The following is a 25,097-nucleotide window of genomic DNA, read 5'->3' as shown; positions in this document are numbered from 1 at the left end:
TTGTTGCAGGGAACACACAGGAAACTGGAGGGAAGGGCTCTATGACCGTCTTGGATGAACTGGTGGCCGGCGCCGTGGAGGATGCTAGGGGCCGGGTACAGAAGATTCCCTTGGAAAGCCTCAAGCAACAGGTCAGGAGCATGAAGCGCAAACCTCTGGATGCCGCCCGACTGCTCAGGGAGAGCGTCGGCATTCCGATTATCGCAGAGATTAAGCGCGCCTCGCCCTCCAAGGGGTATCTTGCCGACATCAAAAATCCTGCTGCCCTGGCCCGACAGTATGCCAACGGAGGCGCCTCAGCCATATCTGTCCTGACTGAGGGCAGACGCTTCCTGGGGTCCTTGGAAGATTTGCGACAGGTCAGGCAGGCAGTGGGCATTCCCGTGCTCAACAAGAACTTCATCGTCTCCGACTACCAGGTCTGGGAGTCCAGAGCCAATGGGGCCGATATGATCCTGCTGATTGTGGCGGCCTTGGATGACACCCGCCTCAAGCACCTGCTCGACCTGGCCGGGAGTCTGGGCATGACCGCCCTGGTCGAGACGCATGATCGTCAGGAAATCGAGCGTGCCATTGCGGCCGGTGCCAAGGTGATTGGCATCAACGCCCGCAACCTGAAGGACTTGAGCGTTGACGTTGACCAGTATGCCCGTCTAGCTTCCAACCTGCCCAAGGACGTGGTCAAGGTGGCTGAGTCCGGAGTGTTCGGGACGGTCGAGCTGGAGCGGTACGCCCGGGCCGGGGCTGATGCAGTCCTGATAGGAGAAGGTCTGGTCACCTCCCAGGACCAGGAGGGGACGGTTCGCTTGCTGGTTCAGGCTGGTCATCGATTCAAGGCTGCCGAGGCCAGGCCCCTCTCTACCCATGACGGTCCCTATTTCGGCCCCTATGGCGGTCGTTATGTACCTGAGGCCCTGGTTGGCGCCCTTGATGAACTGGAGCGTGTCTACAAGGAGGCCAAGGCCGATCCGGCCTTCCGTGAGGAGCTGAACAGGCTCAACCGGGTCTATGTGGGGCGTCCCTCAGCCCTGACACCTGCGCCTCGGTTCGCCAAGCTGATCAGCGATCGGGTCGGCGGCCAGGTCAGGGTCTTTCTGAAACGGGAGGATTTGAACCATACGGGCGCCCACAAGATCAACAACGCCCTGGGTCAAGGGCTCCTGGTCAAGCGCATGGGCAAGACCCGCGTTATCGCCGAGACCGGCGCTGGGCAGCACGGCGTGGCCACGGCTACAGTCTGCGCCCTCCTGGGCTTCAAGTGCCGAATCTACATGGGGCAGGTCGACGCCCGCAGACAGGCCCTGAACGTGGCCAGGATGCGAATGCTGGGAGCCGAAGTCGTCGAGGTGACCACCGGGACCAGGATTCTCAAGGATGCCATCAACGAGGCCCTGCGCGATTGGGTGACCAACGTGGAGTCCACTCACTACCTGCTGGGCACGGTAGCAGGCCCCCATCCCTTCCCGACCATCGTCAGGGACTTTCAGAAGATCATCGGCGAAGAAGCCTCCGCCCAGCTGTCTGCGTACGGCATCGACCATCCTGATGGAGTTGTGGCCTGCGTCGGCGGAGGCTCCAACGCCATCGGCATCATGAACACTTTCCTGGATGATCCCCGAGTCTCCCTATACGCTTACGAGGCTGGTGGAAACGGGCCCAAGTCAGGCGAGCACGCCATCCGCCTGTCGCCAGGGACAGGCCAGATCGGCGTCTTCCAGGGGACCAAGTCCTATCTTTTGGAGGATGACCAAGGCCAGACCATGGACACCTACTCGATTTCCGCCGGCCTGGACTACGCTTCGGTGGGACCTGAGCATGCCTGGTTGCACGACATAGGCCGGGTCAAGTATGACTACGCAACCGACAAAGAGGCCATGCAGGCTTTCAGCGATCTCTGCCGGACCGAAGGCATCATTCCCGCCCTGGAGTCTTCGCACGCCTTGGCCGGAGCCAGCAAGGCGGCCACCGACCTTTTGCGCAAAGGAATCAGGAATCCTGTCATCCTGATCAACATCTCGGGCCGAGGCGACAAGGATGTGGCCACTGCGGGCAGATGGTTCGGCTACCTGTCCGAGCAGGAGGCCAGTGCGCTGGAAGCCCAGGCCGGGCACGGCAAGAGTGATCAAGCGGAAGAGGAGGCCCGATGATGGTCAACCAGATATGGCAATGGCAAAAAGCCCCCGCCCAGCCCAAAGGGTTTAGCCGCACGACCAGCCCGGTGGCATCCACTTTGCAGGCCCTCCGGCAGCAGGGCAGGCCTGCCTTTATCGGCTACTTCCCCTACGGATTCCCCGACGTGCCAACATCCTTGGAGGCCATGCGGGTCATGGTGAAAAGCGGTGTCGACATCGTTGAGATCGGACTGCCCTATAGCGACCCGGTCATGGATGGCCCAGTAATCCAAGCGGCCAGCAAGTGCGCCATCGATAATGGCGTTAAGGTCGAGGGTGTCTTCGATGCGGTTCGCCAGGTCCAGGCGGACGGTGCAAGGGCTCTGGTCATGAGCTATTGGAATCTGATTCTGCATCATGGCGTAGCGGACTTTGCCCAGCGCATGGCCGAGGCTGGCGGGTCCGGGCTTGTCACCCCGGATCTGATTGTCGACGAATCTGGGGAATGGATAGAGCAGTCTGACCGCTATGGGCTTGACCGGGTCTATCTGGTCTCGCCCGACTCCACTGATGCACGTCTGCAGATCACCTCTCGAGCCGCCAGAGGATTCGTCTATGCGACCTCACGAATGGGAGTGACCGGCGAACGAACCAGCATGTCCAATTCGGCCCAGAACCTGGTGGCAAGAGTCAGACATGCGGGCGCTCCTTATGTGTGCGTGGGCATCGGGGTTTCGACCGCCCAGCAGGCCTCTCAGGTTGGCGCCTATGCGGACGGGGTAATCGTCGGATCGGCCCTGGTCCACTGTCTTCTGGATGACGAGGGCAGACCGCGGAAAGACCGCAGAAAGGCTCTTGAGGCCCTGGCTGAGATTTGCTCCGACCTGCGCTGGGGCATCTCCCAGGCCAGGAAATGAGTGGGGCTGTAAGGCCCAGGGGCTAGATTGGGGCTTTATGACGCTTGCCTACATTCCATCGCCGGGAATATCCAGCTTCCATCTGGGACCGGTCACCATCCGGTTCTATGCCCTGACCATGCTCCTGGCCATCATCGTGGCTGCTTGGATCACGACCAGACGCTGGAAGAAGGAGGGTGGCCGGACTGACCAGATTCTGGACATCGCCATCTGCGCGGTTCCAGCCGGCATCGTTGGCGCAAGGCTCTATCACGTCATCACCACCCCCGAACGCTACTTCGGAGCTGATGGCAACCCGGCTGACATCCTGCGCATCTGGCGCGGAGGCTTGGGCATCTGGGGTGCGGTTTTCCTGGGAGCTCTGGCAGCATGGGCCTGGTGCCGTCACAAGAATTACCCGACCGCCCTGCTGGCCGACAGCGTGGCTCCTGCCCTTCTGGTGGCCCAGGCCATCGGGCGGCTGGGCAACTGGTTCAACCAGGAGCTCTACGGGGCTCCCACCACGCTGCCTTGGGGGCTGAAGATCGACACCGCAGGTTCCGCCATCGGCAGCAGCGAACAGTGCTATGACGGGGCCACCTGTCCGACCGGCACCCTCTTCCAGCCCACTTTCCTGTATGAGATGATCTGGAACCTGATTGGTGCGGCCCTCCTGGTCTGGATCGGCCACAAGGCCGTGAACATCCTCAAGGCCGGCTCCCTCTTCGCCCTCTATGTCATGTGGTATACCCTGGGGCGCACCTGGATCGAGGCCCTTCGCATCGACTTCGCCCACGAATTTCTAGGTGTCAGGATCAACGTCTGGGTGTCCATGACGGTCTTCTTCCTGGCGGCTGCAGCCTTCGTCCTCATAGCGCGCAAAGGCAAGCCGACCTCCCTGCTGTCCGAAAAGCTGAGGACCATTACCGAGCTTGAGGTACGTCAGGAATCCGAGGGCCAGAGCAAGTAGGTCAGGGGTCGGTTGCCCGAAGGTCGGGACCTGTGCAATTGAGCCACAAACCGGTGCCGCCGGTCTTCCGTACAACATAGAATAATCTCCATGAGCATTCAGATAGCACCCAGCATTCTTTCCGCCGATTTCGCCAACCTGGAGCGGGATCTCAAGGCTATTGCCAATGCCGATATGGTCCACGTGGATGTGATGGATCATCATTTCGTTCCCAACCTGACGCTTGGCGAGCCCGTGGTGGAGCGCATCTGCCAAGTGACCGACCTGCCAGTGGACGTACATCTGATGATCGAGGACCCCGACCGCTGGGCCCCTGAATTCGCGAAGCTGGGTGTTGCCTCTGTCACCTTCCATACCGGAGCCGTCCATGCCCCGGTTCGTCTGGCCCGCCAGCTGCACGACATGGGGGTCAAGGCCTGCCTGGCCGTGCGCCCCGCCGAACCTGTGGAACCGATCTTCGATATTCTCGATGAGTTTGACATGATTCTAGTCATGACCGTGGAGCCAGGCTTCGGCGGCCAGAAGTTCCTGAACAATCAGATGCCTAAGACCCGCCGCCTGCGTGACCAGATCACAGCTCGCGGTCTTAAGACCCACATCCAGGTGGATGGCGGGGTAAGCCCCACCACGGCTTCCATCGTGGCAGAGGCTGGAGCCGATGTCCTGGTGGCAGGCTCCGCGGTCTACGGCGCAGACGACCCGGCCAAGGCCATTGAACAGATCAGGCAGGCCGCGCAGGTAAGCTACAAGGACTGACAGGTTTTGCAGGAAGAATGGAGATAGCCAGATGAAAACCTTCGATGGGTTGTTTGAGGAGCTCACGACCAAGGCCAAGGAGCGCCCAGAAGGGTCCTCGACAGTGGACGAGCTGGACAAGGGCACGCATTTCATCGGCAAGAAGATTAATGAAGAGGCCGGGGAGACCTGGATTGCCGCTGAGTATGAGGGCAAGGAGCGGACAGCCGAGGAGATGAGCCAGCTGCTGTATCACATTCAGGTCATGATGATTGATCGGGGCATCACCCTGGAGGATGTCTACAAGTACCTGTGACCCCCAATCCCGTCCCACTGTAGATTCGCTTCCGCAATTAGGAGGTTGCCGTGTTGAAGGTCGCGGTGCCCAATAAAGGCATGTTGTCCCAGCCCGCATGGAGGCTGCTGTCAGAGTCCGGCTACCGTCTGCGTTCCAACGACCGGCAGCTGGTAGTCGATGATGCCGACAACGACATCCAGCTCTTTTACTTAAGGCCCAACGACATAGCGGTCTATGTCGGCCTAGGAACCATTGATCTGGGCATCACCGGTCGTGATCTTCTGCTGAACTCGGGTACAGGGGCCGTCGAGGTCACCCAGTTGGGATTCGGCGCTTCCAACTTCAGGTTCGCCGCTCCGGAGGCCAGCTCCATCAACACCCTGCAGGACGTGGACGGCAAGCGGATCGGCACCACTTTCGACCGGCTTCTTGAGGACTACCTGACCAGCAAAGGACTCAAGGCTGAACTGATCCACTTGGACGGGGCAGTGGAGTCGTCGGTCCAGCTGGGAGTAGCCGACCTGATCGCCGATGTGGTCTCCACCGGCACCACCCTGCGCAACGCCGGGCTTCGGGTCTTCGGCGATCCCATTCTGAAATCGGAGGGGATTCTCATCAGGTCGCCCCGCCTGGATCCGGATGATGAGCGGCTGGCGGTCATGTCCCGTAGGCTGGAGGGTGTGCTGACAGCCCGTCGCTATGTACTGATGGATTACGACATCCCGGTCGAGCGTGTAGCCATGGCTGTAGGCATCACGCCCGGGTACGAGTCGCCGACAGTCTCTTCCCTGCATGACAAGCAGTGGGCGGCAGTCAGGGCCATGGTCCCCAGGGACCAGGTGAACAGCCTAATGGACCGCCTCTATGAGATTGGTGCGCGTGCCATCCTTGTAACAGCCCTTCAAGCTTCTAGAATGTAGTCGGATGGCACTGATTGATCGAATTTCACGCAGCAGGTACAGCCCTGAGCCGCGGTCTGTGATTCTCACTGTACCGAATGTCATCAGCCTGCTCCGTATCCTATCCATACCCCTTATTGCCTACCTGGTGGCCAATCGGCATCTGATCATCTCTCTGGTGGTCATGCTGATTTCGGCCCTGTCAGATGGGGTGGACGGAATCATCGCCCGCAGGTTCAACCAGGTCAGCAAGCTGGGGCAGATCCTGGATCCGGTTGCCGATCGTCTACTCATTCTCTGCTCCGTCCTTGCCCTGAGTATTGCCTCGATCCTGCCCTGGTGGCTTCTGGCCCTGGTCGGGGCCCGGGACGTGCTCATGGGTCTGCTGGTTCTGGTGCTGGCTCAGCACAACTATGGTCCTCTGCCTGTTCACTTCGCGGGCAAGACTGGCACAGCCGTACTCATGCTGGCCATACCGGCCCTGATCTTTGCGGATGTTGGTACTTCACCCTTCTTCCGCTTCTTTCATCTGGTGGCCCTGGCAGCCGTCATTTGGGGGGTGGGCCTCTATTGGCTGGCAGGGCTGATATACGCACGTCAAGGCATCGGACTGATTCGTCAGGACCGCCAACATGACTGAACCGCAGAGGATGCCTGAATCCTTCCCCGTGCCGCCCGACCGTGCCCTGATTCACCGCCGGGCGGCTTTTTCGCGTTCCACTTCTGGTCTGGAACGCCACTATGTTGATGAAGAAAGCTCTGAGCCCTCACAGGAGTCCATTCGTCGGCGCATGGCCGATGAGTCCTTGAGGCTGATAGACGATCTGACCAACCGTCCCATGGATCCTATGTTCGAGGATGCCCGCCTGCTGCCTGCTGAACGCAGATCACCGCTGAGCGTCTGGGTCAACAGGATCCTGGTCTTTGTCATCTGTGTGCTGGTTGGTTTGGCTGGCACGGGCATAGTGCAGGTGCTGCACCGGGACCCGCGTCAGAAGGTACGTGAAAAGCTGATCTCCCAAGTGGAGGTGGTCAGCAAACGTGCCAATGACCTCAACAGCCAGATTTCAGACCTCAACGGAAAGATCGACACGCTTTCGGGTCAAGTTGGCGGCCAGGGGCAGAACGGCACCCAGACCGCCGACGATCTGACCAACGGTACCAGCAAGGTGCAGGGCCAAGGCATCGTTATCACCCTGGCTAACCCTATTGCCTCCAAGGATGTCCGAGACAATGCGGATCAGATCAAATTGGTCACCGACCAGGATCTGCAGTGGTTCCTGACCAAGCTCTGGTCCGCGGGAGCCGAGGCCATTGCCATCAACGGCAATAGAATAGGGACACAGACATCAGTGCGCACGGCCGGTCAGACCATCCTGGTGGGGACCGCCTCCATCGAGGCACCCTACAAGATTGAGGCCATAGGCGACCAGGGTGCACTGTCTGATCTGATGTCTCGCAGCGATCTGCAGAGCCGCCTGCATGACCTGAAGAATGCGAACATCACCGTCAATGTGAACAAGCAGCGGCGCCTGAACCTGAATGCAGTCGGTCTGCCCAATCTGTCCTATGCCGGAAGGAGTAATTGACATGTCGGCAATTCTAGGCCTGATCCTAGGTGTGGTGGCGGGCATCTTCCTCAAGCCAGACATTCCCATCGTCCTGCAGCCCTATCTGCCCATTATGGTGGTAGCGGCCCTGGATGCACTCATGGGCGCGGTCCGTTCCTACTTCGAGCGCAGCTTCTCGGACCGGGTCTTCGTGGTTTCCTTCATCTCCAACGTGATCACCGCCACTCTGCTGGTCTTCCTGGGCAATCAGCTGGGCGTGGGCTCCCAGCTGTCCACAGCTGTCATCGTGGTCTTGGGCATCCGCATCTTCTCTAACGTCTCCGCTATTCGACGGTTCATTTTCAAGGGGTGAGTATATGAGACACACCCTCAGGAAGAAGCGCGATGAACAGATGCCCAAGAGCATTCCGCCCAGGCGGCCTGGGCGGGTCAGAGCTCCATCCGACGATACGCAGACCGGTGCTTTCCCGGTGGTACGTCGGCGGCCTCTGCGCACACTCAATTCCAACGCCACCAGGGTCAGGCTGGTCACCAGCGTCTTGGTGGCCCTTATGTGCGCCTTGCTGGGCTTCGGGTACGCCGTCCAAGTGCGCAACAACCAGTCCTCTTACCAAAGCCTGTCGGAGGAAGAGCTGGTGCGGGTGTTGGACGAAACCAGCAACCAGGTCGATAAGCTGGAGGAGCGCAAGAGCCAACTCAACCAGCAGCTGACCTCTATTAAGTCCGCTGCCGACAAGCAAAAGGAAGCCGCCCGTATCGCCCAGCAGAACGAGCAGAGCAGCGGCATCCTGTCCGGACGGTTGCCAGCACAGGGCAGGGGAGTGGTGGTGACTGTCACCGAGGACAGCGACCGTGTGGATGCCTCGACTATGTTCAACCTGATCGAGGAGCTACGCAATGCAGGGGCTGAGGTCATATCCTTCAACGATGTCCGGGTGGTCACCAACACCTATCTGCTGGATACGCGCACCGGCCTGCAGTGCGACCACTCCAAGCTGCAAAGCCCCTATGTCGTCAAGGCCATCGGGGACCCGGACAGCCTGCAGAACGCCATTCAGATCGCCGGGGGAGTGGGTTCGCGGATCAAGGTCCAATTCCACGCATCCGTGTCCGTGGAGCAGTCCGATAGTGTCAGAATCGACCAGGTTCGACGCGTGCAGGACTATCAGTATGCAAAGCCTGTAGAATAGACAGTTATGACAGAACCTATTCCCACTGCGGGCGAGACGACCATCATTGGCATGCCGGCCCTGAACATTCCAGTCACCTCCAACGGTGACCGTCCACTGACCAAGGACGACCTGGAGACTATGGCCCGATTGCCTGAGGGTACAGCCCTGCTGATTTCTACCAGGGGAGCGGTGTCGGGATCGCGTTATCTGCTCGATGAGGACCAGGTCAGCGTGGGCCGTGATCCCAAAGCGGATATTCTGTTGGACGACTCGACAGTCTCCAGGGCGCACGCCATATTTGTACGGACTGACCAAGGCTTCAGGGTCGAGGACACGGGCAGCCTCAACGGCACCTACGTCAACCGTGAACGCGTGGACCAGGCCGACCTGCACAACGGCGACGAGATCATGATCGGCAAGTTCAGGCTGGTCTACTTTGACAATCGGGCAGTCATCGCCAAGAGCTGATAGGGGGGCATGGCATGGCCGAAGAGGTGCCGAAGCTGGTGCAGGGGGAACTCTTCTCGGCTGAGCAGGCCGAGGGCACGACCCGAGGCTACCGGGGAACTGTCGCGGCCAAGGTGGCCGGCATCACCTATCGGCAGCTGGATTACTGGGCCCGCAAACGGATTGTAGAGCCCTCAATCAAGGCCTCACATGGATCAGGCTCCCGCAGGTTATATTCTTTTAAAGATGTGGTCATCCTGGCTGTCCTCAAGCGACTTCTGGATGCCGGCGTCAACCTGGTCAATGCAACGAGCACCGTGGCTTATCTTGAGCATCGGACAGTCGGTCAGCTTGAGCATGTGACTGTGGTTTGCGACGGGGACGAGGTTACCGAGTGTTCAGGCCCGGATCAGGTCTTCGCTTTGATGCAGTCCGGGCGTGCCGTCTTTGCTATCTCTGTGGGTGCTATCTGGCATCGGATGGATCTGGAACTGCAGACCTGCGACCATGTGGATTTGACTACCGGACAGCTGACACCAGGCTTGCCTGAGCGGCCCATCGACGAGCTCACGGCTATGCGTCTGCGCCAGCGTTTGGAGCACCAGCACGAGCAGCGTCAACGGGCTGCATGATCACGAGGACAACATTGTGCGAAGGCCATGTGGCGGCCTAAATGGGGGAGAAAAATAATAAGCAATTTGACATAACGTACATTATCGGCTTACTAGATCATGATTACGATTTTTGCCATTTTCAAGCGATTCATGGTCGATCTATTGTGGTCAAATTTGGTGACGTTTCACTAGCATCACTCACAGATAGCAAAGGGCCACCCTGGTAATCTCGGGTGGCCCTAGGCGGTCCCTAAAAGGCAGGATACAGTTCTGGTCGACTCAGTGCTGAGTCTGGTCTTTGTCGAAGTAATCCTCGGCGGCCTGGAACAACTGGTCGACTTGGGCGATGACACGGTAGCACCCGTGAGACTCAAGTTCTCCGGGCTCGGCATAGCCCCAGCCGCATCCCAGGCAGTCCAGACCGGTTTCCTGCGCACCATCGGCATCAGTCCAGCGATCGCCGACCATAAGGGCCCGATCGCCGTGTTCGGCATCGAAACCAAGCTGCTCCAGCGCATAAGTGATGACCTGATCCTTGGTTACCCTTGTGGAGTCCTTACTGGCGCCATAGACTCCATCTACCAGTGGCCTCAATCCGAAGTGGTCACAGACGGGCAGGGCCTGATACTCAGGCTTGCAGGTGGCCACGGCCAACGTCAGACCACGCTCGTGCATACGATTCAGCTGCTCTGGGATGCCGTCGAAAACGGTGGCAAGCAGGCGTCCAGGGATGTGTTGCCCAGGATGCTCCGGATCCTCGAATGATGCCATCTCGCTGTAATAGCGCCGGTATATCTGTACGCCCCTGTCGAGGTCTTCCTCCCTGACGCCGTTGCGGCGCAACGATACTTTCACGGCCGGACCGATGAATCTGCGAAGCTCGCTATCATTGGGCACGGGATAACCAAGATCCTTAAAAGTTTGCACTACGGAAGCGATAATGCCTGGATGTGAAGCGGTCAGGGTGCCGTCGAGGTCCAGAAGAACCAGACGGCGCGGTGATTTACTCATAGTCAGGGAACCATCCTTCGCGATGCATTTTCAGACGCTTGTCAAGCACAGCCTTGAGCTCGTCCTCGGATCGACGCTCCAACAGCATGTCCCAGTGGGTCCTGGTCGGCTTGCCGGTCTTGCCGGACTCCTGCTCGTCGTGCCCCTCAAGGTGAGCGATCTGCCCACAGCGGCACTCCCACTCCTGCGGCACCTCAGCGCCCTCGGCCAAGGGCAGGATAGTCCGATGGCCCTTGGGGCAGATGTAGGCGACCTCGCTGCGTGCCGCGAAGTCCACATTCTGATCAGATTCCAGGGACTTCGCCCCAATACTCATACCGCGAAGACTACGCTCTGCCATGATTCCTCCTTACTCGTGTCCGTCACTGCCTCCAAGCTACAGAACAGTGTTGACCTGAAACTTATTCCCTGTCTGCGGCCGTGTTCACTCCACGCCTGTATATGCCACAATGCCGCGATTGACCTGGTCGGCGGCGATGCTGGCTGCCCTGGCCAGGTGATGCCCTCCCCTGCCCAGGTAGGGTTCCACTTGGACGATCTGGGTGAGCACATCGGACAGGCGCTTGGCGTTGCGCACGAAGTCCCCCGCCGTCAGATCACTGTCACGCAGGATGGTGGTCAGAGAGTCGCCGCAGGCCCAGTCGTAGATGGTCGGCCCTAAGTCAAAATCAAGTTCCGGGGGCAGTTCCAACCCGGCCTGATCGCAACGTTCCTGCACCTGGGACCACTGACGTTTCATATCCTCCATGGCCTCGACCAGCCTGGGAGCTCTGTACCCGGCCCTCTCCCCCGGCTGCTCCCCTACCCCACGTCGGGATTCGTAGACCAGTCCGGAAACGGCGGCCGCCAGTTCTGCGGGCTCCAGATCGTTGAGGATGCCCCGATCCAGGATCTCGGCAAGGCTCAGATCCTGCTCACTGTAGATGCGCCGAAGCAGCTGCCCTTTGCGTGTCAATCGGCAGTCATCAGGGTCGACGGGACGGGTGTAGTGCAGGTCAGCCAGAATCTGGCAGATTCTGTCGAACTGGCGCGAGACTGATCCTGTTTTGGACTCGTACTGTTCTCGAGTCCTCTGCAGCTCCTTGTCCATGCGAATCCACCGGTTCCCCCAGCGAAGGTGCTTGGGCAGATCCGGGCACTGGCGGCAGGGATGGTTGCGCTCCTGCTCGCGCAGCTGGTCGATGTGCCGGTCAAGGTCACGGAATGCCTGGTCGCGAGCTTTCTCGCTGGTGAACCTTTGACGCTTCAAACGGCGGCGATCGTTCTTCTGGGCCGAAGAGAGGGCTGCACGGATGCGCATGAACTCGATCAGATCGCCGCGGCTGCATTGGGCGGCCTTAAGGTAGTCCTCCAGGCCGCTGGTCAGAGTCTCGATGCGCTCCTCCAGCTCTGAGGCTGATCGGTTGGCTTCCCACTGAGCAAAGGAATGGTCCAGGGTATCCCGGGCACGCGTGTAGCTGGAGGAGTTGAGCAGGTTGACGGCCATGTTGAAGGTGGGTCGGAAGCTGGAGTGCAGCGGATAGACTCTCCGGCTGGACAGGGCCACCATGGTCTTGGGGCTGAAGTCCCGGTGGTCGACCACTACTACATGGCCGATGTCGTCGATGCCGCGCCGGCCGGCTCGACCTGTCAGCTGGGTGAATTCGCCGGGCGTCAGGGCTACATGGCCGGTGCCGTCAAACTTCTCCAGCTTTTCGACCACGACGCAGCGGGCAGGCATGTTGATGCCCAGAGCCAGGGTCTCGGTGGCGAAGACCACCTTAAGTAGTCCCAGTTCGAACAGATGTTCGACTATCTGCCGGAAGAGGGTGACCACGCCAGCGTGATGGGCGGCGAAGCCCTGCTCCAGAGCGAAACGGAACTGGGAGAATCCCAGCGCCTTGAGATCCTCCTTGCTGAGCTGGCCGGCTGCCATGGAGTCCACGATGTGCCGTATTCGGCGCGCCTCCTCATCAGTAGTCAGCTGCAGGCCTGCCCGGATGCACTGCTGGACGGCCTGGTCGCAGCCGGTACGGGAGAAAATGAAGTAGATGCCGGGCAACATGTCCATGAAGTCCAGCTCATCGACCACGTCTGCCCGGCTTGGACGATACCGCTCCCCCATCCGTCGCTCTGGCCTGCCGCCGCGGCCATGGTGGTGATGGTGTCCTTGATCACGGGTCTGGGCACGTTCTTGTCCTGCCTTGTCCAGCTGGGCCAGCCGGGAGACCAGACGCGGGTTGATCTTTGGCGTCTGCCGTCCTGAACCGTCGTGCCGATACAGGTCCAGGATCTCGGGCTCGGAGTGCCTGTCGGCCTGGACCAGGACGTGCTGCTCCAGCGGCACGGGTCTGCGCTCGGAGACCACCAGATGGGTGCGTCCGCGCACTGAGGAGATCCAGTCGGAGAATTCCTCCACGTTGGACACGGTGGCCGACAGCCCCACAATGCGGATGGAGGCCGGAAGATGGATGATGACCTCCTCCCAGACTGGCCCCCGGAAGCGGTCGGCCAGATAGTGGACCTCATCCAGGATCACGTACTTCAGGGCCGTCAGGGTGGAGGACTGCTCGTAGAGCATGTTGCGCAGGACCTCGGTGGTCATGACCACGATGTCCGCCTCGGAGTTGATGGAGGTGTCGCCGGTCAGCAGCCCCACCCGGTCCTCGCCGTAACGGTCGACCAGATCATGATATTTCTGGTTGCTCAGCGCCTTGATTGGGGTGGTATAGAAGGTCTTGACGTTCTGCTCCTGAGCTAAGAATACTGCGAAGTCGGCCACGATGGTCTTGCCGGCGCCGGTCGGAGCGGCCACCAGAACGTTGTCGCCATCCTCCAGAGCCGTGATGGCCTCCAGCTGGAAGTCATCCAGAGGGAAGGGCAACTTGGACTGAAAACGTGCGGGCGCTCCGGTCATGCGTTTGCGATGACGACTGAAACGAGCGTAACGTTCCGCCGGCCCCGGTTCGGATGTTGATGAATCCTGTCCGTGGTGACGATGACCTGACATATTCCTCCAAGAACTACTTATTGAACTGCTTCCACCGCCGCCAGACGCGGGCATGATTCCTCCTGCGCTGCTCCTTGCGCTGCAGAACCTGGGCGTGGGCCTGGCTGTAGCGTTCGGTTGAGTGCGACAAGGGCAGGGCGAAAGCCGGACCTTCAGCCCTATCTGTTGCCTGGGACTGTCCTGCAACTGGGGGCTGGGGCATGTGTCGGTTCAGATCGTCTGAGACCCGCCCTATGGATCGGCCGGCTGTCATGGCGTGGCGGATGGCGTAGACGGCTCCGCCAATCAGCATGGCCAGCATGAAGATCACCAGAAAGATCCAGATCCATCCAGGCATGGCACTCCTCTCCGACCGGGACTAGTGCCGGTCCTGCTCCTTGTCGTGAGCGTCGCTGATGGTGATCTCGCGCTGGGCACGGGCCAGAATCATGGTGCGCAGGGTCTTGGGCGCCACTGCGGTGATGTGCTTGGCGTGGGCGATGCAGAAGGCCACGAACCATGAGTCCGAGGAGACGGTCAGGTGGACCTTCTGCCCGGATCCGCATGGCTCGACCGAGGCGCCCGGCAGGGACTTGATGTAGGGCAGATCCGGCCGGTCGGTGATGAAGACCGCAGCCGTGCCGTTGTCGAAGGACCACTTGCGCAGCTCGCTGACCGGCACATCCGGGAACTCCACCTTATGGCTGGGCTTGACGATGGTTGCGTGCTCGATTCTGGCGATTCGCAGAACCTGCCACTGCCTGTTGCGTCCAGTGCCCTGCTTGAGGTGGCGGCTGGAATCCGAGGGAGCATCCGCAGCCTCAGTGCCCTCTGCTGCATCGCCTATATCGGTCCAGGCGGCGACATAGTAGACGCCCTCATCCACGAAGATCTTGGCAGGTGCCACCACCTTGCGGCGGGTGCGGCCGGCGGCGTCCGTGTACTCCATGTCCAGCAAGGACTCGGTCTTGATGGCGCGTCGGACTACCGAGAAGCTCTTGGGCTCAGTCTCATAACCGGTCAGGGAGAGCCAGGGTGTCTCCCCCGGCCCTACATGCGTGCGCAGGCGCTGGTAGAGCGACTCGGCCTGGGTGCGGGACTGTTCGGGCAGCAGGGGCGAATGGGCCAGGTAGTTGAGAGAGGCGGTCAGCATGCTCAGGTACTGGGGTGAAATGCCGGCCAGTCGTTCCAGCCCCAGCGAGTTGGTGGCCGAGACGATGCCACTGTCGTCCAGCAGGGACCAGTCGATATCGAAGAACTGGCTGCCTGCCATCTCCCCGTCGTCCGAAACCGTAGTCAGGGTGTTGATGTCCTTGTGAATGGTGTTGACATATTTGCGTAGCTCTTCCTTGCTGTTGGGGTGGCCGATGAAGCGATCGGCCAGCTCGGCCAGGGAGAACTCCTCGCCCAGGTGGGCGGACAGGAAGAGCATGAGCCTCAGGCGGCGGTCCACCTCGGATCCGGTCTGGAAGGAGGATGCACTGACCCGACGGGCGTGGCGAAGGTCGGTGTCGTCGTCGCTTAGGTCAGTGGCGAAATGCTCGACGCTGGTCCGGGCAATCTCCGGAGAGATGACCGTTGCCGCGCCAGGGCTCAAAGACTCGTCGGCCAGCTTGAAGCGGGCGGCTGCATCCAGACGGCGCCGGAAGGCATCTGCGGCCTCCTGAGGGCTGACGATGGAGGCATCGGGGTGCTCCAGGACGAACATGGCCAGGTCATCGGAGTCGGCATAGGCCACGTTGAGGTTCTCCCCGTCCACGTCCACAGTGGCGGCGAAGCGGCGGGAATCGATGACCTTGACCAGATCGTCGGGAATGCGCTGGGTGCCCAATCCAGGGGCTATGGAGTCCAGGCCCAGGCCGGGGATGGGCACCTGCGGTACCCGGGGCGTGGTGCGCGAGACCGGTCGGGTCGGCTCCTCGCTGGCCTCCTGGGACATGGCTATGGATCGCGCTAGGTAGTTGGCCGCGGCCAGCACCGGCATGTCCTCCTGATTGAAGTGCATACGGATGCGGGGCTCATCCCCCAGCTGCAGACGGTAGGAGGCGAAATCCTGCCCCTCTGACTTGGAAGAATACTCGGGCTGACGGGATTCTATGGCTATGCCCATGGCCGCCAACTTGGCGCGGTCACGCTGGAACTGCTTGGCGAAGGCTGCCTTGGCGGCCTGGTCAGCCAGCTCGCCATAGGAGTCGGCATAGGCCTTGACCCGTTGGGCTATTTGCCGAGATGTAAGCCATTGTGGGAAAGCTGACGATAAGACGGCTAGGACATCAAGTTCGTGCTTGCCCCATTTATCCGAGAAACGCCGTCTTCCGTTCGTGCCTTCTGCCATCAGTCCTCGCGTATCGTTAAAATTTGTGTATCAGTGCGCCTAACGCACGCTTATCTATCATAGATTGATTTTCAGGACCGTGGGAGCCAAATACCCAAATACGGTACCTTTTCTTGACAGGCTGAACCCTGCTGAGACTGGCCCTAGACCCACTCGTCCGGTTCGATCCCCTGGGGTCCCACATACTGACCATTGGGCACGTATGAGGAGCGCCCCTGATCACTCAGATGGGCATCCGAATACAGGGTCACATCCCTGCCGAAGGTCCAGTCCCCCTCGATCGTGACCGAGTTGGCGGCCGCCAGGCTGGGAACCCCATAGGGGAAGCGCTCGTCAAAGTCGGCGATGTACTTGTAGTAGCGCTCATCCAGCTGAACGTTTGGGAAATCGTAGTTGCCATCCTCCATCTCATAGGAGTCGGTCAGATGGAAGCGGTCAGAGCGCATGATGAACAGGTCGTCGGTGGTCTTGACCGGCAGAAAGCGCATACGGTCCACCTGTACGCAGATGGCTCCTTCGAAGAGCGTGGCGGCAGAGCCCATGGCGGTCTCCAGTTGCACCACGGGGCGGGTGGATGGATCGGTGGGGTCCACGGTCTTCCGATTCTCGATGATGGGCAGCGGCAGCACGCCGTTGTATTCGGTCAGCTTGTCGCGCAGGGCATCGACCCTGACCCAGATGCTGTTGGTATTGAAGTAGGGATGCTTGCGAATGGACATGGCTGAGCTGCGGTCGTGCGGGTCCACCTGGGACATCTCCCGCAGGATAAGGCGTCCGCTGGCCTTATCGATAACGATATGGCCGCCCTTCCGATCAGCATCGGTGCGCTTGGCCACCTCGATCATGAAGGGCGCTCCGGACTGCGCGAAATAACCGGCCAGGGTCCTTGAAGGCCGGGCGCCCAGGTTGTCGGAGTTAGAGATGAACAGATAGTCGATTCCATGCTCCTTGAGTGTATCCAGTAGGCCCGTCTCCCAGATGGTCGAGAAGATGTCGCCATGGCCGGGAGGGCACCATTCAAGGTCGGGGTTGGCTGGGAAGTCGACAGGACGGCCGGTGTCAGCGTCGATCTTAGGTTCGATGTGCTGAATGATCTCCACGGGCACGTCTTTCTGAACAAAGCGGCGGTCCTGCTTGACCGCGCGCATGGTGTCGCGCGAGGTGCGGAAGGAGTTCATGAAGATCAGCGGCAGCGGAACCCCTAGGCGCTTGCGGGCCGTCAGCACCTGGCCCATGATGATGTCCAGGAAACGCATGCGACGGGCCTTGTGGCGACGGATGGGTAGCAGGGATTTGGCCTTCTCCAGGCCCATGGAGGTGCCCAGTCCTCCATTAAGCTTGATGAAGGCGGTGCGGGAGAATGCATCCAGGGCCATGTCCATGTCCATGGTGTCGTGGATGTCTTTGGTGCGGGGCACGTCCTTGAGCGGGGTAACATCCTTCTCGCGCACGCAGGCCTTGGCATCTCCCCGTTCCCAAGTTTCGTAAAGCTGCTTGAACTGGTTGATGGAGACTTCGCTCATGCCCTTGTCTCGCATCTTCGCGGCCGAAAGGTCGAAAACGTCTGTGCTCATGGAACCCCTTCCGGGCTGGGACGACTTGCGGTCGACGCGGGTTGCGTCGACCGTCCAGAAACATGATAGCAAGTTGATCATGTGACCTGGTCTGCCTGGATTTGTTTGCTGGGACTCGCCGGACCGTTGTCGGCCCAGTTACGCTGTGCTAGTATCTCTACTCGGTGCTGATGCACTGTCGGGCCGTAGCGCAGTTTGGTAGCGCACTTGACTGGGGGTCAAGGGGTCGCGGGTTCAAATCCCGCCGGCCCGACCAAATAGCAACGATTCCAAGGTCTTAGGCCTTGGATTTTTTTATTATCTGTGTTCTCAGCTCCGGGCACATATTTGACATATCACTGGTTCTTCTCGTTTCTTCGCTCTTTTAGCTGCACAGCACTGTGGCGGATTGGGGCGACATGTTTGGGGCAACATGTTCATATGGAGGTCGCATGGCGACAGGTACATCACTAACTTGCGTCCCCTAACACGCACACTAATATCAGGCTGCTGGGTGTCCTGGGATCATTCGACTTCCCAGTGGATTGAGCTTACAGCTTCCAGGAGGCCTTCATCGTGGGAGACGACCACCAGGGCTCCGTGGTAGGGTGCCAGCACCTCGGCCAGAGCGGCCTGGGAGCGAAGGTCTAGATGATTGGTCGGTTCGTCCAGGATCAATAGCTGCGGATGCTCCAAGAATCCCAGGCACAGCAATAGTTTGCGGCCCTCGCCCGCAGAGAGTTCGTGACCGGCCAGAAGATCTTCTGGGTCAGCGTTGAGCTGGGCGTAAGCCGACATCTGTTTCCTTCTCTGAGTCCCCGGCAGCGCGACCGCGTCCTCCAAGGCCTTGTGTATTCGTGCCGAGCCAATGATCTGGGGCAGGATCAGGCGGGGCAGATCCGTGGGCAGACGGGCGGCAAGCAGCTCGAGCAAGGTGGACTTACCACGTCCATTCGGACCACTGATGCCGATGTGGTCTTTCGGCCTGATGCTGATGGTTTTTAGAGCTGGCCCATGCTGGCTGTCATCCCCGCTGTCTGTAGCTGCATTCCCGCTCAGATACAGGTGGAAGTCTTCGACGCCATGTCTTTCCATCCAGTCACGTAGGTCGCTGCCATCAACCCAGACCAATTCACGTTTACGGCTGGCTTCGGCCTGTAGGCTCATACTCCCGTCATAGCGTTTAGCGGCAGTCTGTAGGTCGGCGTTCTTTCTGCTGGTCGCGGCGATGCGCGCGTCAGCTTGCCGATAGCCGCGAGCAGCTGCTGCTCCCGAGGCCCCGGGTTTGGCCAGTTTGTGAATGTTCCGGGCGTCGTGGTCGTGTGGGTCGATCCGGCCTCCCTGCCGTCTCAGGGCATCTACATGCTGGAGTTTCTGGAAGCGGGCAGCCTTGTACCGCATAAGCCTGTCCAATTCCCTGTGGTTGCCATCCAATTCCTCCTGGGCGTGACGGTCTTCAGCCTTCTCCTGCTCCTCGATCTGCGCCAGCCTGCCCTTGAACTGGGTCAGCGTCAGCACATTGCCAGCCTGCGTGTGACGTGTGCGGAAGGCCAACGACCTAGGGCAGCTGGCGTCGATCAGGGCCCGGTCGTGAGAGATCAATAGACCGATACCTGCGAAGCGGTCCATGGCCTTACCGATACGGGTTCTGGTCGCTGCATCCACATGGTTGGTTGGCTCATCCAGGACCAGCAGGTCAGGTTCCCGGCTGAGTGAGCAGGCCACTTGCAGGCGCTTCGCCTCACCACCGGAGAGGGTCGGATACCGGTAGACCCAATCGTCTGCTATGCCCAGGGTCCGCCTGATGGCAACGGTCCGCTGTGACCAGTCGTTGGCAAAATCGTCCAGGTTATGCGGTTGCTCGGCGATGTCCTGGGGGCAGTATTCGCAAACCAGGCTGCTTGGTTTCGGGCTGATGCTTCCCTGGGTTGGCGATAGGCGTCCGCACAGGAGCAGAGCCAAGGTGATTTTACCGCAGCCGTTATCGCCAAGCAGGGCGGTCAAGCCCCGATCCAAGGTCGCGGACAGGTGCTCAAAGATGGCGGATGGGCTGCTCGGATAGGCGAAGCCGAGGTCGGTGACGGTGATGATACTAGGGTTCGGCATGGGTTTCCTTCTGATGGTGATGCGGTCTGGTTCATCATCAGGGGAATCGTCGGCTGTGACTGGTCAGGCAGCTGGTCAGCTACTCATCGTGTGGCTTCGGATCACTGACCTCATACTGGAATGATCGCAGTGGGTGGTGCGAATCTGAGTGACGGTAGTTTTGGCCTCAGGATTCTCCTGCGGGGACAGTCGCCGCAAATAGCTGGGGAGCTCATCCTTTGGCCGCTTCAGTAGGGTGGTGGATCGGAAAACAGAACTCAGCAGTTTCGACGGTCTAAGCCGACTGCCTGGGCAACTGTCTCATCACAGACACAAGTCGAGGCCTCTTCCACTCGGACCACCTTGGCATATGGGGTAGTCCCCCCGAATAGCATTCTTTACTTAATTCTAAAGTAGAGTCTCCTCTTTGTATTGAGTTGCGTCCGGATGCTGGTTTCCGAGTTCCTGTGGCGGATTGGTCTGAGAAGCCGACAGGTTTTTGATTTTCGTCACTGGGTCCTTGCGAATCCGAAAGCGGGTCGTACTGGTGGACAGTCAGAGCTAATGTCGCCGGTATCCTCCCGCTCTAACCGGGACCACCAGGAGTGTACCTAGGGCCACTATGGGAGCATGGCAGAAGGTCATAACGAGACCCAGCGTCCTGGTTTGGCCCAGAAAATGCCATCTCGTTTAGCGTCATCTACGCTCAGTCTTAGCTCTGGGCCACAATCAAGTTTTGAAGTTTTGCATTCGGCCCCGGCATCAAGAAATGTCAGTTGTGTTAGAAGCTGCCACCGCCTCTACTGCCTTTCGGGGCGGAACGTATACTATGGCGTTATTTTTTAACCCGGAAGGCATATGGAATCCGCAACCGCAACCAAGCTGCCCTTTTACCCTAGCCATCTTTACCGCGATTATGCAGACTTGGCTCAGCTGCTTTTGGACAACGAGTTGACAGACATCAACGTGCAGGACCTCGCGGGTCGTATGGAGTTGGTAGGCTATTATCGTATCAAGGGCTATCGGTATCCTTTTTGCTTTTAGGTCAGGTAGCACAGTAAACGTAAGCTGTCCTTTCTTCCGAACACTGCTTGTGATCCCATTTGGGAACGGTAAATGTTGGATCAGGAATTACGTTATCTCGTCTTTGATGGTATCGTTAACATTGAGGTCATTCTCAAAAGCTACATGGCTACTGAACTTGCCAAGGCTACGGGCCGTTCGGTTACTATGAGCCTGCTGGTCTACCTGGACCCGGCACCGAGGATTATAAGAGTGTGATTGTCGCCATCGCAAAGAATTATAAGCAATCTTCGCTGCACAGCTCAAGCCTTTCAAGAGCACCTACTACGATTCTCAGCCGCCCATATGGATGCTAGTGGATTGGCTGTTCTGCGGTAATTTCAAGAAGATCTTCTACAAGTGTGTCGAACCTGCCATCAAAAGCAGGTTGGTCTTGCAACCGGGAATCATGTCCAACAAGCCCGGTGTTGGCAATAAGAAACTGCTGCGCGTTTGAATCGATAACATTGTGTCGTCCTGAACAAGACCGACCTCCATGACCGTCTCTCGAACAGCACAAAACCAAGTATATTAAATATTAAGGCTAAGCTGTATCTGGCATACCAACTGGCTGTGAACAAATGGAATCCCTTCCACTGACCGGAATTAAAGACCCAGAGGTGTTCCTTACCATGGACCACTTTTTGCTGCAGCAGCTGGGCATTACTTATTGACACAAGAATTTCTCGGAACTGATGAACTGCTATCCTGACATTTCCCTCGGATTGATGTGCTTCCCAAACAACTGACAGAAGCTACCCATCTGGCAATGAGCTCTTCCGTTTCTTCTATATAAGATGTACAGGTTTTGGCGTTAAAAGGTGAATGATGGTAAGCCTAATGGAAATGAAAGAATCGGATGTATTCCTCGTCTCATCTATTTCTCTACAAATGGAATTACCGCTATATGCATAAGCAATCTTCACTAGATAAAGTACCGTAACCACAAGTTTCAGATTCCATTTGTTTTGTGTGATATGGCGGTAATGGGACTATCATCCTTTAGACGATAGTTCAGGTATCTTCGGTGCCAAATCTGTATAGATGAGTTTAGCTCCTAATTTCAAAAGTGGTTGTTATTGATGGGCCAATTCTACCTCCCTCCCCTGCTGAAAGGCGGTTCGGCGCTGTAAGAACACGTTCACCGTATTTCTCTTTTTATCTGTGCTGTAGCAGTTGAATGCTATATCTCGTCAGTCTAATTTAATCGCACGGTGGTTGTCCAGAGATATGCTACAGGTCAAGGCTGTCATGGTTTTGAATAAGGTCAACATAAATAATTTGTTTATTAAGCTCTGATATTAAATCAATGTTCTACAGTTTTGAAGTTAGAAAGAAAATAACGTTCGATATCTTCAGGTCTTAACTTTGACTGTTCCAGCAATAACTCACAGTTTGTTTCATACTGATCAATCCTATATGTTTCAAATTGTAAAAGAAAATTATATGTTTCGCTAATAAGTCGTCTCAAGTCCTTTAACGACAAGAGTTTTAAAACTTGAGCTTCGGCATTCTTATCAGCTAAGTCGCTAGGGTGGACACTTACAGGTATTCCCCGATAATGGGTATATTCCCTATTAAACCAGTTCTTAGCTACATTAAGCTGCCCAGCTTCTTTCTTGTGTAACGGCACGTCGTTGTTCTTGTTGTTCTTCGCTTCCATAATGAAGCCCACTTTCGAAGGTGTCAGCCATATGACATCCGAGCCTTCTCCGTTGATATCATGCCTCTCCGGTTTGAAGCCAAGAAAATATGCAAAATCACAGAGAGCCTGTTCAAACTTTTTAGGAGGGGCGTGCAGTACTAAAGAATCAGCAATTGATTCAAACTTTCTAATCGCATCATTGACTGATGAATACTTGGATAGATTCTCAACTATGGCTTTTGCCTGACCATCAGGTGCTGGTAGAGACGGATAATCTGTGTACTCGCTCGGACGGGTTAAATTCTTGTTGTGACCAAAAGCTCTTTTCTGCATTTGCTCTGAAGCTATGTAATTATTATTGTCATAATATATCTTGCTGCTCAGTTGTTCGAGCCAACCTCTCATTGGAGGATCCGTAATAGTATGCCCTTTTTTAAAATAGTTATTCAGCTTGTCAATTGCTTTATCCTTATATCCCTCCTGCCAGAGATCAATAACTGTCCTCTCCAATAAAGCTTCTTCGACTTGAGCTGTTTCATAATCATCTGTTAGATTATTCGACAATGTCTTTCGGTAAAACTCGGTCCAAGTCTTATCCCTAGTGAGACATTTTCTCACTGTATCGATTAGGTCTTCATAACTTGATACGGACTCACTTACTTGACTTGCAATTTCCAACTGAGCTCGTGTTATATTTGTCAAATATGCTGTATTCTTCGTTATAGACACCCAATTGACCAAATCACGGCCTACCAGAAAAACAACGCAATAGTCGCTTGCGCCTCTTGCCCCACGCCCGATACCCTGTTCTATTTTTTGCGCAATTTCTCTAGTTATTGATTCGCTTCCTCTAAGAGCAGTGGCCTTAAATTTATCGTAATTGCTAGATCCTTCTGGTAACCCGCTCATAATGAGCAGCCGACATGCATTGCCAGGCAGATCTACACCGTCGTAGCGGTTAGCAAAAACAAATGGACCATAATTTAATTTGCTTTGTAGTTCTTTGACATACTCTTCAACCTGTTCTGAGCCATTGGCAACATATGCATAATCAGCCCATTCTTCAGCAACCCTATTAGAAGGGACTAGTATAATTGTGCCGAGTTTTGCGGTTCTTACTAATTCCATCATTTGACTGAATATATTTTGCACATCCTCTTGTGTCTGAGGATAGAAGGGCATTTTTTCTGGTATTAATATCATTTTTTCACTTACACCTACCAGTGTCTTAGAACTTTCAGGTGTCGGTATCAGCTCTGGCGTGGCACCAAATGTCCGTATGATTTCATTTGTGTCATTAATATTTGCTGACATATAAATTCGTCTGTCCGCATTAACAAAAGCTGGGAATAGTTTGACGAGTGGCAACATGGAGGTAATAGTAAATGAGGTCGAACTAATCAAAGCATGACAGAGATTTAAATTGTCGCGTAACAAGGGCCATGAAAATGTAAAATCAGAACCAATCATGTTCGATTGTTGTCTTATAAGCTCCGCTATGTTGCTGCTTTTTTCATGCCATGCCCAGTATGGTACTTCGAGTACTCCTGAATCTCTACCAGCCAATATATCCTCGTACGCTTCTTCTCGATGAATCCTAATAAAAGAATATTTGAACAAATCTGTTAGAGCTTCATATAAATCCTTATTATTCTTTGATGATACTTCAAGCGTAAAGCAATCTCTTATTATAGGGAAACTTGCATGAGCATCATCGAGTAAAATAGCACCGAGCTCTTGAAACTTTGCTGATCCGTTGACGCCAAATTTACTCTTGGCATTGAATAAGCAGTTATATGTGCCGACCATTATTGCATTTCCATTAAGAAAATCCGGAACCAGAGGCACGCCTTTCTCATACAGGACAGCTGGTATTCCGATACGTTGAGCTTGTTCAAATGTTTGTTCTGCAAGTTGGTGGGTTGGTGTTAGATAAAGTACTGGTTTGTGTAATTCCCGCATTGAAGAAAGACCGATAAGTAGGCCGACAAGTGTTTTGCCGCCGCCAGTGTGTAGTTTTACAACAACATCTTTGATATCTTTCATTTTTTGATACCAGTTATTGAGAACTTCATGCTGGCTGTTATAAAGATCGTTTATCCCCTGTGGCTTTACTAAACGCTCAAAGATATCAAGCGGATCAATAGGTTCGCTCTTTGCTGCTTCATAACCAAGTTGATTAAAGTCGACCATAGCCCCTCCGTATTCGGATTAAATTATATACTTATATTGCGATTGGATGCATTGAGATTGAATTATTCTTCGCCTAAGGAGAATAACTTCGGTTACAACTTAAAAGAACTGCTTATGCTCGCATTTGCTAAGTTAGAAGCAAATAATGTCAGCAGCAGATATTGTCAGCAGCAGATATTGTTTAGGCTATCCACCCTTAGTGTTAAAACTCATATAAATCGCAGTTTAAACTCCGCGCTATGAAACATTGAGATACTTGCAATTTGCTTGGTCACTGTTATAAAGACTGCCGGTGTAGTCTAGTTGAGGGGATGAGAGAAAATCTCAAATTAAATCTGACGCAGAAGCAACCAAAAAGACAACTTAAACTAATTTCTGCTTAAAAATTTCCTTAAATTATAGACATATTGTATCTGTACCAACGATATAAGACAATTATGCTATTTATGTCAGGCTATTCAAGTATTGATTCTTAAAACTGTTATGGTTTCCGAGTAGATGAAAGCAATTCTCGGTGATTCACGGCAAGAAT

At 56.3% G+C, this 25,097-nt stretch carries 20 protein-coding genes, 1 tRNA gene and 2 pseudogenes; 14 read left to right on the top strand and 9 right to left on the bottom strand.

All coding sequences use genetic code 11. The annotated features are described in order from the left end of the window. Positions 1-41: 41 nt before the first annotated feature. From trpB to H3T93_RS02710, 12 genes are all read left to right on the top strand, one after another. Positions 42-2,147, top strand: coding sequence for a tryptophan synthase subunit beta (gene trpB, locus H3T93_RS02765; RefSeq protein WP_144176996.1), 2,106 nt, complete (start codon positions 42-44; stop codon positions 2,145-2,147). Next, positions 2,147-3,028 (top strand): tryptophan synthase subunit alpha, encoded by an 882-nt coding sequence (gene trpA / locus H3T93_RS02760; protein WP_144177583.1) that lies wholly within the window; start codon positions 2,147-2,149, stop codon positions 3,026-3,028. The genes trpB and trpA overlap by 1 nt, the downstream gene beginning before the upstream one ends. 37 nt (positions 3,029-3,065) lie before the next feature. After that, positions 3,066-3,977 carry a prolipoprotein diacylglyceryl transferase gene (gene lgt, locus H3T93_RS02755; protein ID WP_144176998.1) on the top strand — a complete coding sequence of 304 codons (912 nt, stop codon included), beginning with the start codon at positions 3,066-3,068 and terminating at the stop codon, positions 3,975-3,977. A 90-nt stretch (positions 3,978-4,067) separates the two neighbouring features. Then, complete coding sequence (rpe, locus tag H3T93_RS02750) at positions 4,068-4,733, top strand: ribulose-phosphate 3-epimerase (protein ID WP_110425182.1); 666 nt, start codon at positions 4,068-4,070, stop codon at positions 4,731-4,733. 31 nt (positions 4,734-4,764) lie between these two features. Continuing rightward, complete coding sequence (locus tag H3T93_RS02745; protein WP_110425183.1) at positions 4,765-5,028, top strand: phosphoribosyl-ATP diphosphatase; 264 nt, start codon at positions 4,765-4,767, stop codon at positions 5,026-5,028. Between the two features lie 50 nt (positions 5,029-5,078). Beyond that, positions 5,079-5,930 carry an ATP phosphoribosyltransferase gene (hisG, locus tag H3T93_RS02740; protein ID WP_110425184.1) on the top strand — a complete coding sequence of 284 codons (852 nt, stop codon included), beginning with the start codon at positions 5,079-5,081 and terminating at the stop codon, positions 5,928-5,930. Positions 5,931-5,934: 4 nt separating this feature from the next. Then, entirely contained in the window at positions 5,935-6,549 is a 615-nt protein-coding gene (locus tag H3T93_RS02735; RefSeq protein ID WP_186363877.1) for a CDP-alcohol phosphatidyltransferase family protein, read from the top strand. Beyond that, entirely contained in the window at positions 6,542-7,498 is a 957-nt protein-coding gene (locus H3T93_RS02730; RefSeq protein ID WP_144177000.1) for a DUF881 domain-containing protein, read from the top strand. The genes H3T93_RS02735 and H3T93_RS02730 overlap by 8 nt, the downstream gene beginning before the upstream one ends. A gap of 1 nt (position 7,499) precedes the next feature. Then, positions 7,500-7,832 carry a small basic family protein gene (locus H3T93_RS02725; protein ID WP_015021764.1) on the top strand — a complete coding sequence of 111 codons (333 nt, stop codon included), beginning with the start codon at positions 7,500-7,502 and terminating at the stop codon, positions 7,830-7,832. Between the two features lie 4 nt (positions 7,833-7,836). Next, entirely contained in the window at positions 7,837-8,670 is an 834-nt protein-coding gene (locus tag H3T93_RS02720; protein WP_144177002.1) for a DUF881 domain-containing protein, read from the top strand. 6 nt (positions 8,671-8,676) lie between these two features. Further along, positions 8,677-9,120: an FHA domain-containing protein gene (locus tag H3T93_RS02715; protein ID WP_046322859.1), complete on the top strand. Its 444-nt coding sequence runs from the start codon at positions 8,677-8,679 to the stop codon at positions 9,118-9,120. Positions 9,121-9,134: 14 nt separating this feature from the next. Further along, positions 9,135-9,731, top strand: coding sequence for a MerR family transcriptional regulator (locus tag H3T93_RS02710; protein WP_144177004.1), 597 nt, complete (start codon positions 9,135-9,137; stop codon positions 9,729-9,731). A 261-nt stretch (positions 9,732-9,992) separates the two neighbouring features. Here H3T93_RS02710 and H3T93_RS02705 read toward each other — a convergent pair whose 3' ends face one another. The 7 genes and pseudogenes from H3T93_RS02705 to H3T93_RS02680 all read right to left on the bottom strand — a co-directional run bounded on the left by H3T93_RS02705 (position 9,993) and on the right by H3T93_RS02680 (position 17,601). Next, positions 9,993-10,724, bottom strand: coding sequence for an HAD hydrolase-like protein (locus H3T93_RS02705; protein WP_144177006.1), 732 nt, complete (start codon positions 10,722-10,724; stop codon positions 9,993-9,995). Next, positions 10,717-11,064, bottom strand: a complete 348-nt coding sequence (locus H3T93_RS02700; RefSeq protein WP_045935333.1) for an RNA polymerase-binding protein RbpA — start codon at positions 11,062-11,064, stop codon at positions 10,717-10,719. Before H3T93_RS02700 ends, H3T93_RS02705 begins: the two co-directional genes overlap by 8 nt. A gap of 84 nt (positions 11,065-11,148) precedes the next feature. Further along, positions 11,149-13,713, bottom strand: coding sequence for a DEAD/DEAH box helicase (locus tag H3T93_RS02695; RefSeq protein WP_144177008.1), 2,565 nt, complete (start codon positions 13,711-13,713; stop codon positions 11,149-11,151). Between the two features lie 13 nt (positions 13,714-13,726). Beyond that, on the bottom strand, positions 13,727-14,050 hold the full coding sequence (locus H3T93_RS02690; protein WP_110425190.1) for a hypothetical protein: 324 nt from the start codon (positions 14,048-14,050) through the stop codon (positions 13,727-13,729). Positions 14,051-14,071: 21 nt separating this feature from the next. Continuing rightward, positions 14,072-15,169, bottom strand: a pseudogene (locus tag H3T93_RS09300) (helix-turn-helix transcriptional regulator); the annotation flags it as partial. A gap of 74 nt (positions 15,170-15,243) precedes the next feature. Next, positions 15,244-16,027, bottom strand: a pseudogene (locus tag H3T93_RS09295) (helix-turn-helix transcriptional regulator); the annotation flags it as partial. Between the two features lie 143 nt (positions 16,028-16,170). After that, positions 16,171-17,601 (bottom strand): UTP--glucose-1-phosphate uridylyltransferase, encoded by a 1,431-nt coding sequence (locus H3T93_RS02680; protein WP_144177010.1) that lies wholly within the window; start codon positions 17,599-17,601, stop codon positions 16,171-16,173. Positions 17,602-17,780: 179 nt separating this feature from the next. Here H3T93_RS02680 and H3T93_RS02675 point away from each other — a divergent pair. Next, positions 17,781-17,857, top strand: a tRNA-Pro gene (locus tag H3T93_RS02675). A gap of 248 nt (positions 17,858-18,105) precedes the next feature. On the opposite strand, the gene H3T93_RS02670 is transcribed toward H3T93_RS02675, so the two are convergent. Beyond that, positions 18,106-19,686: an ATP-binding cassette domain-containing protein gene (locus tag H3T93_RS02670; protein WP_144177012.1), complete on the bottom strand. Its 1,581-nt coding sequence runs from the start codon at positions 19,684-19,686 to the stop codon at positions 18,106-18,108. A gap of 1,095 nt (positions 19,687-20,781) precedes the next feature. Between H3T93_RS02670 and H3T93_RS02665 the strand changes: the two genes are divergently transcribed. After that, complete coding sequence (locus tag H3T93_RS02665) at positions 20,782-20,946, top strand: hypothetical protein (RefSeq protein WP_198214732.1); 165 nt, start codon at positions 20,782-20,784, stop codon at positions 20,944-20,946. A 1,087-nt stretch (positions 20,947-22,033) separates the two neighbouring features. Here H3T93_RS02665 and H3T93_RS02660 read toward each other — a convergent pair. After that, a complete protein-coding gene (locus tag H3T93_RS02660; protein ID WP_144177013.1) occupies positions 22,034-24,565 on the bottom strand; it encodes a DEAD/DEAH box helicase in 2,532 nt (843 codons plus the stop codon). Between the last annotated feature and the right edge of the window lie 532 nt (positions 24,566-25,097).

Origin of the sequence: Bifidobacterium sp. M0404 (assembly GCF_016101415.1) — a bacterium.
Lineage (GTDB): Bacteria > Actinomycetota > Actinomycetes > Actinomycetales > Bifidobacteriaceae > Bombiscardovia > Bombiscardovia polysaccharolytica.
The sequence above is the reverse complement of the archived record's forward strand: the minus strand, read 5'-3'. Positions and strand labels throughout refer to the sequence as shown.